A 12,678-nucleotide genomic window follows, 5' to 3' on the forward strand; every position below is an offset into this window, starting at 1 on the left:
GGCGCAGCCGCAGGAGTTATTGACCTCGGCGATGTCGTAGGAATGTGTCTGGTTCAGCCGGAAAGTGCTTGATCCGATGATTCGATTCGCACATCATTCATGCATGTCCGATAAACGCCGCCAATTCGATGACAAGCTCTACTGTCATTTTGTCACGTTTTCCTGTCAGGGACGCCGCCGTCTGCTTGATGAGGATCAACCTAAACGAATTCTGCTAGGACAACTGAACACGCAACTGGAACATCGTTTTGCAAAGTGTCTGGGATTCGTGGTGATGCCCAACCACGTACACGTTTTGATCCAGTTCTCCGAGACCGGTCAGTTGAGCAGATTTATGCAGCATTGGAAGCGTCGCTCAAGCCACGCCATTCGAAAATGGTACCGCGAAGGGAATTCCGCTTATTTCCAATTTGGTGACCTGCCCGACTGCTTTTGGACGCCGAAGTATTACTCTATTGAAATCTACTCAGATAGAAAACTCTCCGAAAAATTGGATTACATGCATCTCAACCCAGTGCGAGCCGGTTTGGTGGAGCGATGCGTTGATTGGCAGTGGAGTTCCGCACGCTGGTATTTTGAGAGGAAATCTGTGGGTGTTCCAATTGATGGGCCGAATTAATCACAGCAACTCCTGCCGACTTCGTCGGCCCCGAAAGAATCTTTCGGGGCCACCCTGTGTTTCACAAATCAACAGCGTTTGACACCCGCCCTCAACACCACTCCGCATCACTCACAAGCTCAAACGCATTGAGCGGCCACAACGGGCGATGCACGTTGTGGAAATTCAGCCGCGGCCAATCGGGCATGGCACAACCGGGGCAATCGGCGAGGTAGGTCCCGGCGACGAATGGGTCGTAGTCGGCGCGAAAACCTGCTGGGGATTTGGCGACGACGATTCCGCAGGTTCGTGGATCGAGACCGGCTGCTTCGTACAATAGCGGCGAACTTCCTGGGCCGTTCTTTTCTGTGAAGAGCACAGTGACATCGCCCGAGCGGACGACGGCTCCGCGGCCCATGTGGATGGGGAGCTTTTTGCCGATGTGTCCGTCGAGGACGAAATTCACGTCGAGTAGGTTTTCCACCGTCCCGCGAAATTCCAGCGGTTCGGAATACTCCGGTGCGAAACTTCCTCCCACAAACGCATGAAACGGTCCGCCGATGCCCGCCTGTGTCGCCGTGGCGACTGCTTCGGGATCGACTAGAAATGTGAGTGCTCCGTGCGGAATCGGTTGCTGGGCGAGGAATTCCCGCAATAGATGCGTGGAGTCGCCCGGTGCGCCGCTGTTGGTCGCATCAGCGCCGTCGCCGATGACGATGGGATGTCCCGCATGCGCTTTGGCCCGTGCGACGACTTCGGCGGGAGGAAACCGCTCGATGTCAGCCATCGGCTTGCGCAAGGCCCAACACTGCTCGGCTAAGTCGTCGACGATTTGCTGCGCATCGCGCCGCCCGGTGGTGGAGAGGACGACCGACCACCCCAAATGCGGGCAGTCGAACCAAGGCATCGCCATATAGATGCCGGCTGTGAGGATGTCCTCCTCTTTTTCTAATGCTTCAAGTTGTCGATACAGCGGTGCCGGGGGGCCGGTGAATGTGTTGTGGCTTTCAGCGGCAACGATCATGGGGAGTTTGCGCGAAACTGTCGTCGGCCGCACCTGTTGCTGGAGCATGCACCTGAGACCGGCGACCGCGCGTTGTCCGGTTTCGAAGGCATCTAAGTGCGGGCAGGCGTGGTATCCGACCAGCAAGTCAGCGCTGTCGAGCATCAGTTGGGTGACATTGGCGTGCAAGTCGAGCGTACCGATCACTGGGATGTCCGGTCCGACTGCGGCGCGAACTTGGGCCAGCAGCGCTCCGGTTAAATCATGCTCATCATCGGCCGCCATTGCTCCGTGCAGAGCCAACAACACTCCATCAACCGGTCCCATTGATTCGAGTTGCTCAGCGAAAGCGGCGCGGATCCACTCGTGCGTTGGCACATCGACGCGGCCCCAGGGCCAACAGGCGCAGCGGACCAGTCCTGCGAATTCCACACCCGCGTCCCAGTCGCGGCAGGCGGAAATGAATCCGCCCAGTTCGCCTGTTTCGCTATATTGGGCAACGATTTCGTCCCCGACAGCGACGCCCCAATTCTCAAAATCAGCCCGCGTCGTGGGATTGCGGTTGAAGGTATTCGTCTCTTGCCACAACTGCCCAATCGCAATCCGCATCGAACCAGTCCTTGTTAAGATTGATGATCTGCAACGGACATCTTAAGCACTGGCGGACAAGCCGCCAGTGGCACCCTCGGGCTTCACTACTCAAGCCGCAAGCCTAAAACTCCGGCGGCAGTGCGCTGGCTTCGTTGAGGTTTTCGCCGATGGAAAGTAACCAGCGTTCGCCGCGGGCTTCGAGGATCACGTCGGTCCGGTGAATTTCCGCCACGGTGCCGGTGAACTGGCCCACATCCAGCATCTCGCCTTGCTTGAGTCGGATCACTCGGTTTTCTGAACCCAATGTGAACCAGGCTTCCGTGTCGCCTTGTTCCGTGACAGCGGTCAGCCGGGTGAAATTGGCAGGGTCTGCTTCGCCACCGATCCCAAAGATGTTGCGTCTCACGATCGGCGAAAAGTAGGTGATGTCCTTGTCTGCGAATTCTTCTGCGATCGCCGTTGGCAAGTCTTGGGCATAGGCCGAGTTGGTCATGGCGACAGCTTCAATCGAAATCGATAGGTCCAGCAATCCGGCGCTGCGCAGCGGCGTAATGCCGATCGACTGGATCTGATGCAGAAAATCGGCGCGATAGAATTCGTACAAGAAGGCTGTGAACTGTTGCAATGTCCCACGGGCACGGACGGAGAAGGTGAGCGAATGATAAATGCCGTTTCGCAACACAGGGGTGCCGGAGTCAAAACTGGGGGTTGTCAGTCGGGAGCGATCCACGACATCAACCAACCATTCTTGATAGACCGTCCGCGCCGTACTGGGATCGGCTGGCAGCGACTGCTCTTCCCATTCGGCAATACGGCGGCTGGTTTTCTTGGCGCGGTTTAAAGTCTTCTTCGCTTTGGTGCGATCCTTTTCCAGTTTTTCAATCCGCTTTTGTTGCGCGTCAAAGGGTTCGTCGATCAACGATGTCTTGAGCTTCTCGCCGCCGAAAAAGAGGACGATCACACCCAAGAGGCCGTATAACACTAATTGGCGAGTTTCCATTATTTCGCCCCCCCCTTCTCTGCCGGCTGCTTGTCTGTTGATGGTTTGTCTTTAGAGTCTTCGGCCGGTTTTTTTGAGGATTGGGTTGTCTCGTCTTCCGTTTCATCGGAAGGAGTTTTCTTAGCAGGTGCTGTCTTTTTGGCTGTCTTGGATTTCGAAGTTGGTTTTTTATCGGCTGCGGACGACTTCTTCTCGTCCGACTTCGTTTTTTCTTCTTTGCCGGATGATTTCTCTGCTGATTTCTCCGACTCTTTCGACGCTGCTTTGGGTGGGGTCATACTCACTTTGGTTTCGAACTGCCAGGTATAACCATTTTCCTGCACGCGTTCTTGGACGCGGGGGGTTTGAATGTCGTGCGTGTCGTCGCGGAGATCTAGTTCCATGCGTGTGACCACCGCTGGGTCACGGGCCAATCCGTTGAACGTGATAATTCCTCCCCGCGATGAGGACAGCGCCATGCGTAACACCATTGCATCCCGCGGGGGCGGAAATCGTGTGGAAAAGGTTTGTAGTTCGTTCAGCCAGTTCACACCTCCCGACTCCCATTTGGAGAGGGTGGCAGCGATCGCCGCTTGTTTTTTGATCGTTTTCTCGCTGGCCTTGGCCTCTTTGATTTCGCTCATCAGGCCGTCGATTGTGGCTTGGTTGTCCTGATATTCTTCGTACAGCGGATACGCAAAGACCACCGCCGCCACCAGGGCCAAACCTCCGACGAGCATCATGATGCGTTTGCGATCGGGTGGTTTCGGAGGCTTGCGAGGATTCAGGAAATCAAACGGATGCGTGCCCCCGTCTGCTTCGGTCCGCAACATTCCCAACAGCGCGGCGTAGCTGCCTGAGTTCTTGGGAATCGCCTCGTGATCGACGCCGAGCGATGCAAAGACGTCAAAAGCACTGACATCCACATCGGACGTATGGTCGTCCGCTCCCCCGGGGCGGTCGGATGCGAATTCCCGGCGAATCACCGCGAGCAATTCCGCATGTTCTTCTTCGCGGCCCAGCAAGTAGACCGCTTCGACGCCGCGGTTTCCACTTCCGTGCGGCGCGACCATCATGGTGCGGCGAATTTCCTGCATCAACCGGCTGGTGGTCGCCTCGTTGTTATCTTGTGCAGGCACACGCACCGAGCGTGAAAAGACCACATGTCCCGCATCGACGACCGTCAGATCAACGTCTTCGCCGACGCGATTGACCAACAGCGAACGTTGAGCGTTGCCCGCCGGCAACAACGCAGCCGTTGCATAGGGGCGGAGTACGATTTTTTGCGGCGCTAGTTTTGCAGTTGTGCAGGCTTGTTGAATCCAGCGAAACTTTTCGGCAGTCACCGCGGCCGCTGTCACTTCGGCTGTTTCGTCTTCACCATCGGGTGACGAAACAAAATCGACAACCGACTCTTCCGTGACAGTGGGAGATTCCCGCATCGCCAGATTTAAAACAATCTCCGGAAGTTCCGTCGGGGGGACTGCGGGGACGGAAAAATTGAGGAGTTCGACTTGCTCGCGACTCATGCCCAACAGGGTCGTTGCGCGTCCGACTTTAGCAGACGACAATCCGGTGCGGATCGCCTCGCCAAATTTCTCGGCGCTTGCGAAATCCGCATCTGCAAGTTCAGACAAGGAAATCGCGCCGGACGCTTCGATCGTCAGCTTTTCGCCGCTGCTGTTAGCGAGAACATAGCGGGCTTCATTGCGGGTCCAGTCCAAGGCCAGCATGCGTGCCATGGGGAGCAGTCTCCAAGTGGGTTATTGCCGTCCGTGGGAAAGGTTTGCCGCGGATGGCGACCATTAACAATGTGGAGTGTGCAGCCGAACCGCAGCATCAAAGGCTTTGGAAAAGCCGGGGCTGAAATTCGAATGCGACCGAACGCACTGACTACTCCGTATCGGCGGAATCAGCGGTGGATGGTGTGGGTAGGTCTTCTAGCTGCTCGCCGCGAAGCATCTCCATGTCAAATCCGCGTCCCAGCAGCCGAAGGTTCTTATAGTATACCTGACGTGGTACCTCGCCGGTAGCATCAATGACCACTTCGGCGCGGGCTGAAGGGGTCCCGCTGTCAAAATAGCCGACCACCTGTGCACGGTAGACGTCACCGCCGCACGTCAAATAGGGCATCAATTCTCGCATCGTCTCTAGGCTGACCAAGTTTTGTGCCAACAGCCACGTCGGATGCCGCCGGCTGGGTTCTTCCGTCCCACCCTGCAAGCCGCGACCTGCCAAAATCTGTTCGACTTGGGTCTCAGGCATTCCCGGGACAGCGGCAATCACCTCGCGGGGGGCGGTGTTGATATTAATCCGTCCCACCAACACGGGCGACTTGTCGACCGTAACTTGATCCAGCAAGAGCGGTAAACTTGTCCGCAGCGAATCGGGCGAACTGGTGAACGGACTGAGAAAAACCTCGGGGGGGCCGGACGCTTGCGGGATCGAGACCCGCGCATCGATCAGGTCCAGCAGACTGGTGATTTTGAATTTCGATGGCAGATTCAAATCCAACGTGACTGTTGCATTGGCTTGTCCTTCCTCACTGCCTGTGTAAGGACCGAATTGTCGATAAGCAATCAGGAACCGCGCCCAAGGTTCGTTTAGTGCCCCCGATAATGTTTGATAAAGCAATTGCAGATCGGGATGGTTGATGTCAATCCGCGGGGGTCCATCGGGACGGGTATTGCGTTCGCCGCTATACAGCGTCAAATATGCCGCCCAAGGCAGACCGGAAGAACTTCCGCTGTGCCCCAAACCACCGGCGACTGAATCGATTTCGTCTTGCTCGACGAAGTGATTTTGATTCGTGTCGCTGCCGAAGAGCAGTTCGCGCGTGACTCCTTTGACCAGCAGGAGTTCCTCTAACGATTCGACAGGCCCGTTGCGGGGCTGCATGGGGGGATCTAGCCCGCTGTAGTAATCTCGTTCGGCTCCGCTGCTGCGTGGAGTGGAATCTGCATCCAACCAATCCATGATGGCATCGGCTACCGAGTCGGTCATTTCGGGCAATTGCATCAGGGCGTTGCGCCCCGAATCTGGAATGGCCTCTTCCCACTGCGCGAGCACTGAGAGGTTGATGCGTGCTGATTCGTTTTCGGCGCCATACCGTATGCCGATGATATTTCCTTCTTCGATTCGAGGAACCAACACGCTGAACCGCACCACGGCCTGGGTGCCCGGTTCGAGGTAGAGGACTTGCCCTTTGAACAAATCAGGATTGTCGAACAAACCACCCATGGCTATGCGCCCTGGAGGACCTTGGGCCAAGACCGCTTTGAGTAGTTCCTCTCCCGAAGCGGCTGCATAGTCGACATGGATTTCATCGACGTTTAAGTGAGCGGCTTTGTTTTCGGTGTACATCACCGCCACAAAACCAAATCCAGCCAGGCTGATCATCACTAAGACGATCGTCACCACGATCAAGATCATTCCCTGCCGCGGGGACGATGAGTGTTGAGCCGGTCGCTGGGAAATCATGGCGTCCCTCCCGGCAGTTCCTGGCTATCGGAAGCGGGAAATCCCAATCCTCCGCTGCTAGAGTGCGATCCTTTGAGGCCGCCGGGGAGATAAATCAAAATGCGCTGCTGCGGATTCTGGTTTTCTTCCGGGTCGATGAAGTTGGAGCCCACTTCGTTATCCAATACCAACTCTTCGGGTTCGGATGACGAATCGATTGCGGTTTCCTCATTCTCATCCGCATTGAGGTCTTCGGGGTCGTGCAATTCCAGGATGATTTCCACGGCCGATGGCAACGTTTTGCTTTGCAAACTGTCCCAGGATGTCTGCCAGCGGCCGTTGCCGAAGTAGCGGATTTTCAGTTCAGAAATCTCCGGCACCCACATCATGGAATCGTCGATCACGATTTCCTCGCTACTGCCCACATCGGGCGAGTCGGCGATTCCAAATTCGGAGGCAGCGGCGAACTCACGGTCGGAGAGTGCGGTTTGCCAATCCAAGTCGCGGCGCAATAATCCCGGCGGCGGCCCGTGGTCCAGCGGGGACTGTTCGCGCATCTCGTTGAATGTATAGAGCACGGTGCGCAATTCCGGCGCGAGTGATGTCGTCGGTTCCGTGAAGTCTACCTGCAAATCCGAGGCGGACGGGTCGTTGGGGGAGACCGCGGGAACTTGCAAAGTCACGATCGCCAGCGATTGGGAGGTTCCCACAATTCCAAATCGCGGTAAGGGGGAGGACTCGGATGAGGAAGAAATGGTAGCGGCTGCCTCTGTCTCGCCATCGGGAGTAAGTTCGGAGGACGTCGCATCAGTGCCGAACGTCATCACGTTCGAGGAGACATCGGGGATTTCAGCAATCTGAATCGCGCCCCGCAGGTCGTCACTGAGTTGTTGTTTCAATGCACGCAACAACTGCGCGCGTTCTGTGCGGGCCGGTCCCGACTCGAACAACCGAATGTAGGTGCCAAACAGATTCCACAAGCCGACCATTAAGACGGCGGACAGAATTGTAACCAGCAGCACCTCCATCAATGTGAATCCACTACGAGTCGTGGAACGGGGGCGGCGGGGCAGATTGGCGGGGATGCGTCTCATGGTGAGATGGCCCCTGCTGCAGAGGAGGATCCCGGCGCGGTCGATCCAAACTGTGCGATGCTTGGGTCCAACATCCAACGGACAAGCGTAACCGAGACCTTTTTTTTATCTTCAGTCGGTGCCGTTGCCAAGCCGGCTAAGTCCTCCGGTGCACGTGTGACAGTGACCGACAACGCCACAACACCGGGCTGCTCAAGTGGTAGCAATTCCTGAGAGATCACCCAGTCGGGTGAGTTGGGCAGCGGTTCCTCTTCCAGCGTTTCAGCAGGAGCAATTCCCGCGAGGATTTCCGTAATGCGGGCTTCGCAGAGCAGTTGAGCGGCAGCCAAGTCCTCAGCGGTTCGGGCGTGTTTCGCACCGATGGAGGCCAGTCGCCCCAAGACGACCACGCCTCCCAGCAGGATGCTCATCGCGAGTATGACTTCCATTAATGAAAATCCCTCGCGGCGAACGTTGGTCATTCTGGGACCTCAACCTTTTTCAAATCGCCTACCTTAGCGGAACCGGTTAAGCCTCGTAGCGTCACCATGATGAGGTGCCCATCTTCATTTTGCAATGTGAATTGGGCGTTGGCAGTGCGACCGTTGGGGAAAAAGACAATCGGTGCCGACCACTCTTCGGAACGGGAATCTGACAGAGTGTCGACCGCTTCGACGGTTTGAGTTTCCTCGAAAGCCAGGGAGGAATAACCCTCTTCTTGGTTCTCCGTCTGGCCACCGAATACGACGCCTTCGGGCAGTTCCAATTCGAAAATCGGCAGTGCCGCTTCCGCATCTTCATCTTCGGTGACGGTTTGCTCACCTTCGTCATTGAGGGCCGAGACAGGAGCGACTTCAAAATGCCCCGTTCCCAATTGGTAGCGGAACTGGTACGCCACGCCATTTTCCATGGCGGTCAGCCGGGCCTTGGCCAATTCCGAGCGAAGCTGCTTGGCTCCACTGCGCAATTGGCTTTTACCCAGTCCCCCGCTAATTGCCGGCCATCCCGATCCTACCAGGGAAACCACAATTGCCAGGACAACCAGCATTTCCTGAAGCGTCGTTCCCCGACGGTTCTGACGCCCATTTTTGGTTGTTTTTCGTCTTGTCGCCAACATCGTTTTCATCCTGCCGTTAAGTCAAAGTCGGTCGTTCCTGGTACATATCGGCCCAAATGCCGCGAGGATTTACTCCTCAGTCGAGGTTTCTTCGCCCTCTTCGCCTTCTTCTTTCGTCCAGTTCGTGATGTCGTCGTCAGTGTTATCTTCGCCATCAGGACCGTACGACCAAATGTCAGGGAAATCGCCCTTACCATGCTCAGGGGGAAACTCGTACTGATAATCGTTACCCCAGGGATCTTTAGGAATTTCCGACTTACTGATGTAAGGACCATCCCAGTTGGACGTCCCTTCTTCTTCGTCGGCCGGAGCTTCGACCAAGGCTACAAGACCTTCCTCAGTCGACGGATAGGAGCGTGTGTCCAGGTTGTATTGCTCCAAGGAACCCCGAAACATGCCGATTTGGGTCTTGGTGCTGCTAATGTCCGCCTTCTCTCGGCTGCCCAGAATACGGGGACCAACCATTGACATCAGGAGAACCAGAATTGCCAGAACGACCAGCATTTCGATTAATGTAAAACCACCGCGTTGTTGCGGGTTTCTTTTTGTCTGTTGAATCCGTCTCATCATTTTGCTCCCTAGAATTGCAGTCCAGTTTTTTCGTTATTTGAATTTTTTCAGTGGCGGGGATTTCCACGCCTTCAATTACATCGTTGCGCTCATGTCGAATACCGGCAGCAATAAAGCCACCAGTACAAACAAAATCACCGTGCCCATGACCATCAACATGGTCGGTTCGACGAGCCGTACCATGATGTCGATCTGACGTCCGATTTTGCGGTCGATACCGTCCGCGACATTGATTAACACGTTCTCTAAGTTGTTCGATTCTTCGGCGATCTTGATCATGGCCATCACCGGTTTGGGAATCAGCCCACATTCGCCCAGTGGCTGTGACAGTGTGTCGCCTGAAGAAATATTCTCCGCCGAAGCTTTGATCGCATCGGCCAACACCAAATTCCCTGTTGAGTCTTGGCTGATCTCCAAGGCTCGTAGCAGCGGGACTCCATTTCGCAGCAGCGTGCCCAACACGCGGCAAAACCGCGAAACAGCTGACCCCAGAAAAATGCTGCCCGCAACGGGGATCTTTAATTTCCAGCGATCCACTAAATGTCGGCCAGCTGGTTTGGCCAACTGTTTCTTCACGTAACTCCCTAAGGCGAACAGTCCGGCAATTAAGAAGATGCCCCACCGCCCGAGGAAATCACTCAGTGCCAACAACACCACGGTGGGAGTCGGCAATCCGCCTTGCTTCTCCAGTTGTTTAAACAGTTCCGCAAATTTCGGCACGAAGAACACAATCAACACGACTGTGACCACGAAACCAGCAGCTGCCAGGAATGCCGGATAAGCCATCGCCCCTTTGACGCGGCTTTTCATTTCTTCCTGCAGTTCCAAAAAGTCAGCGGTCCGCTTGAGTGCGTCTTCCAAAAATGCCCCTTCGGAACCGGCACGGACCATGCTGACCGTCAACTCACCGAACACCTCAGGATGTTGGGCAAACGCCTCGTCCAACGGAGCCCCTTCGACGACTTGGTCGTGAATCGCCGTGAGGACTTCTTTCATCCGCTCGTGGGCACATTGCTCAGACAGTAACTTGAGCGAATTGAGCAGCGGTACGCCGTTTTCCAAGAGGTCCGACAACTGCGTCAGCGTTGAGGCCAAGACTTCCGCCTTGATCTTCCGGCCCATGGACAACTTGAAGTCAAAGAGCGGCTTGGCCTTTTCTGTGCTGTCTACACGAACCGGAAACAATGCGCGCTCAGCGAGCGTATTGAGCGCTTCGCGGCGGCTGCCGGCAGTGATGGAACCCACCACGTCTTCGCCGGTCATGTTTCGGGCTGTATAGGCAAACTCAGGCATTGTCAGTCAGTTGTTCTCTTTGAAAATCATCGTGATCCCCTCACCAGTTTGAGAGGGGCGTTTTAGTCTTCTTTACTCACACGCAGGACTTCATCCACTGAGGTCCGGCCTTCGAGCACTTTTTTCCATCCGTTGTGTCGTAGTGATTGCATGCCGGCTTTGATCGCCGCTTTTTTGATAATCGTTGACGACATCCGCTCTGTTGCTAAATTGCGGATTTCCTCATTGGCACGCAGCAGTTCGTACAAACCAACTCGCCCGGAGTACCCCGCGTTACGGCAAGCGCGACAACCAACAGGTCGAAAGATTTGAGCCCCTTGTTCCCGCATCAGGTCCATCGGGAAATCGTCCGGCAATTCGTCTTTGCTCGGTTCGTAAGCTTCGCAGCATTCGCGGCAGAGGGTTCGCACCAAACGTTGGGCCATCACGCCCTCGACCGTACTGCTGACCAGAAACGGTTCGACACCCATGTCGACCAGACGCATGAATGCGCCGGCGGCGTCGTTGGTGTGCAAGGTGCTGAAGACCAAGTGGCCAGTCAGCGAGGCTTGAATCGCGTTTTCGGCGGTTTCTTGGTCCCGAATTTCACCCACGAGCACCACGTCCGGATCGTGCCGCAAGATCGCCCGCAAACTGGCGGCGAAAGTCAGCCCGACTTTGTGATGCACCTGAATCTGGTTGATCCCATCGAGTTGATATTCGATTGGATCCTCGGTGGTGATGATCTTGTTTTCTTCGTTCTTAATTTCGTTGAGCGCGCTGTAGAGTGTCGTCGTTTTTCCTGAACCGGTTGGCCCAGTGACGAGAATAATTCCGTGCGGCAGTGTGATCAGCTTTTGGAATTGGTTGTAGATGTCTTCATCCATGCCGATGCCCTTCAAGGAGAAGTTCATCTTGTCCTTGTCGAGAACACGCATGACGACCCCTTCGCCATGCAGCATGGGGATCATGGAAACACGAATATCGACTTCGCGGCCCGAAACACGCAGCTTGATCCGCCCATCTTGCGGCACGCGTTTTTCGGCGATGTTCATCTTGGCCATGATTTTCAACCGGCTGAGGATCGCCGCTTGAAAACGATTGAGTTCCGGCGGGAGCGGTTGACGCTGTAGCACACCGTCGATGCGATACCGCAGCTTCATGCCCTTGGCTTGGCATTCCAAGTGAATATCACTCGTGCGAGCTTCAACAGCTTCGCTGAGGATTTCGTTAACGAGCCGGACGACCGAGGCTTCTTGAGCCATCGCCGCGTCTTCCGACTGGTCCCATTCCAATTCGTCAAGAACTTCGATGCCGCCCGCGTCTTCACGCTGCGCCATCAAGCCATCGATCGTTTCGGCACCGACACCCAGATTCGATTTGATCAGCTTGTTCAACTCGTCAGGAGCCGCCACAACCGGCGTGACGCCGACTCCGGTCGATGCCCCGACTGCATCCAACGCGTGCAGGTCAAATGGGTCTTTCGTGGCGACGATGATCGAGCCATCCTGGCGGCCGATCGGAAAGATGCTGTAGCGATGAATCAATTTGACATCGAACTCGTGGAGCAGCGACAAATCGACGTCGTAATTTGCGAGATCGACGAGTTCCAACCCGAGCGTGGCGCAAACAGCCTGCAATGCCGCATCTTCGCTGGGTAAACCCAACTCAGCGGCAGCGCGATCCAGTCGTCCGTCGTCGGCTTGCGCTTCTCGAGCGATGCGCAGCTGACGAGCGTCGAGGACCAACGGCTCTTTGGCGGTGTCTAGGGATGTCATTGTATTTGGTGGGTAATATGGAGGTAGGACAAAATCAGCGCGGGGCCGAATTTGTTATCAACCAACGAAAACTGCAATCGACATCAATGGGTCTGACATCAACGAACGCAAAATCCGCGGGTAGTCTTGGCGTGTTACAGCCTGCCAAACCAGTGACCGTTGTGGTGGGTCACATGGCTTCGCTACTTCAAGGTAGGAAAACTGGTGGGTTGGTACGGGTCCGCTCTTACCGTCTAGG

The 12,678-nt window shown here is 55.7% G+C and carries 11 protein-coding genes; 1 reads left to right on the forward strand and 10 read right to left on the reverse strand.

Annotated features, from left to right (window positions below):
* Positions 1 to 103 precede the first annotated feature (103 nt).
* Entirely contained in the window at positions 104 to 619 is a 516-nt protein-coding gene (locus Mal52_RS12305; RefSeq protein WP_145376455.1) for an REP-associated tyrosine transposase, read from the forward strand.
* Positions 620 to 710: 91 nt separating this feature from the next.
* On the opposite strand, the gene Mal52_RS12310 is transcribed toward Mal52_RS12305, so the two are convergent.
* From Mal52_RS12310 to Mal52_RS12355, 10 genes are all read right to left on the reverse strand, one after another.
* Complete coding sequence (locus tag Mal52_RS12310; RefSeq protein WP_145376457.1) at positions 711 to 2,210, reverse strand: M81 family metallopeptidase; 1,500 nt, start codon at positions 2,208 to 2,210, stop codon at positions 711 to 713.
* Positions 2,211 to 2,313: 103 nt separating this feature from the next.
* A complete protein-coding gene (locus Mal52_RS12315; protein WP_145376458.1) occupies positions 2,314 to 3,192 on the reverse strand; it encodes a hypothetical protein in 879 nt (292 codons plus the stop codon).
* Positions 3,192 to 4,913: a hypothetical protein gene (locus Mal52_RS12320; RefSeq protein ID WP_145376460.1), complete on the reverse strand. Its 1,722-nt coding sequence runs from the start codon at positions 4,911 to 4,913 to the stop codon at positions 3,192 to 3,194. Before Mal52_RS12320 ends, Mal52_RS12315 begins: the two co-directional genes overlap by 1 nt.
* 151 nt (positions 4,914 to 5,064) lie before the next feature.
* Positions 5,065 to 6,651 (reverse strand): type II secretion system protein GspK, encoded by a 1,587-nt coding sequence (locus Mal52_RS12325; RefSeq protein WP_145376462.1) that lies wholly within the window; start codon positions 6,649 to 6,651, stop codon positions 5,065 to 5,067.
* A complete protein-coding gene (locus Mal52_RS12330) occupies positions 6,648 to 7,724 on the reverse strand; it encodes a type II secretion system protein GspJ (RefSeq protein WP_145376464.1) in 1,077 nt (358 codons plus the stop codon). Before Mal52_RS12330 ends, Mal52_RS12325 begins: the two co-directional genes overlap by 4 nt.
* The gene (locus Mal52_RS12335; protein ID WP_145376466.1) at positions 7,721 to 8,185 is read right to left on the reverse strand and encodes a type IV pilus modification PilV family protein; all 465 of its coding nucleotides are present in this window, start codon (positions 8,183 to 8,185) and stop codon (positions 7,721 to 7,723) included. Before Mal52_RS12335 ends, Mal52_RS12330 begins: the two co-directional genes overlap by 4 nt.
* Positions 8,182 to 8,820 carry a pilus assembly FimT family protein gene (locus Mal52_RS12340; protein ID WP_231962634.1) on the reverse strand — a complete coding sequence of 213 codons (639 nt, stop codon included), beginning with the start codon at positions 8,818 to 8,820 and terminating at the stop codon, positions 8,182 to 8,184. Before Mal52_RS12340 ends, Mal52_RS12335 begins: the two co-directional genes overlap by 4 nt.
* Before the next feature lie 69 nt (positions 8,821 to 8,889).
* Positions 8,890 to 9,390, reverse strand: coding sequence for a type II secretion system major pseudopilin GspG (gene gspG / locus Mal52_RS12345; RefSeq protein ID WP_197534856.1), 501 nt, complete (start codon positions 9,388 to 9,390; stop codon positions 8,890 to 8,892).
* Between the two features lie 75 nt (positions 9,391 to 9,465).
* A complete protein-coding gene (locus Mal52_RS12350) occupies positions 9,466 to 10,683 on the reverse strand; it encodes a type II secretion system F family protein (RefSeq protein ID WP_145376469.1) in 1,218 nt (405 codons plus the stop codon).
* Between the two features lie 62 nt (positions 10,684 to 10,745).
* Positions 10,746 to 12,440, reverse strand: coding sequence for a GspE/PulE family protein (locus Mal52_RS12355; protein WP_145376471.1), 1,695 nt, complete (start codon positions 12,438 to 12,440; stop codon positions 10,746 to 10,748).
* Positions 12,441 to 12,678 lie beyond the last annotated feature (238 nt).

The organism is Symmachiella dynata, from assembly GCF_007747995.1.
GTDB classification, from domain to species: domain Bacteria; phylum Planctomycetota; class Planctomycetia; order Planctomycetales; family Planctomycetaceae; genus Symmachiella; species Symmachiella dynata.

What these genes read in the sequence shown, in the direction of transcription:
- Mal52_RS12325 (WP_145376462.1), bottom strand. Translation starts at nt 6,651, where the DNA reads ATGATTTCCCAGCGACCGGCTCAACACTCATCGTCCCCGCGGCAGGGA.
- Mal52_RS12355 (WP_145376471.1), bottom strand. Translation starts at nt 12,440, where the DNA reads ATGACATCCCTAGACACCGCCAAAGAGCCGTTGGTCCTCGACGCTCGT.
- Mal52_RS12310 (WP_145376457.1), bottom strand. Translation starts at nt 2,210, where the DNA reads ATGCGGATTGCGATTGGGCAGTTGTGGCAAGAGACGAATACCTTCAAC.
- Mal52_RS12340 (WP_231962634.1), bottom strand. Translation starts at nt 8,820, where the DNA reads ATGTTGGCGACAAGACGAAAAACAACCAAAAATGGGCGTCAGAACCGT.
- Mal52_RS12320 (WP_145376460.1), bottom strand. Translation starts at nt 4,913, where the DNA reads ATGGCACGCATGCTGGCCTTGGACTGGACCCGCAATGAAGCCCGCTAT.
- Mal52_RS12315 (WP_145376458.1), bottom strand. Translation starts at nt 3,192, where the DNA reads ATGGAAACTCGCCAATTAGTGTTATACGGCCTCTTGGGTGTGATCGTC.
- Mal52_RS12335 (WP_145376466.1), bottom strand. Translation starts at nt 8,185, where the DNA reads ATGACCAACGTTCGCCGCGAGGGATTTTCATTAATGGAAGTCATACTC.
- Mal52_RS12330 (WP_145376464.1), bottom strand. Translation starts at nt 7,724, where the DNA reads ATGAGACGCATCCCCGCCAATCTGCCCCGCCGCCCCCGTTCCACGACT.
- Mal52_RS12350 (WP_145376469.1), bottom strand. Translation starts at nt 10,683, where the DNA reads ATGCCTGAGTTTGCCTATACAGCCCGAAACATGACCGGCGAAGACGTG.
- gspG (WP_197534856.1), bottom strand. Translation starts at nt 9,390, where the DNA reads ATGATGAGACGGATTCAACAGACAAAAAGAAACCCGCAACAACGCGGT.
- Mal52_RS12305 (WP_145376455.1), top strand. Translation starts at nt 104, where the DNA reads ATGTCCGATAAACGCCGCCAATTCGATGACAAGCTCTACTGTCATTTT.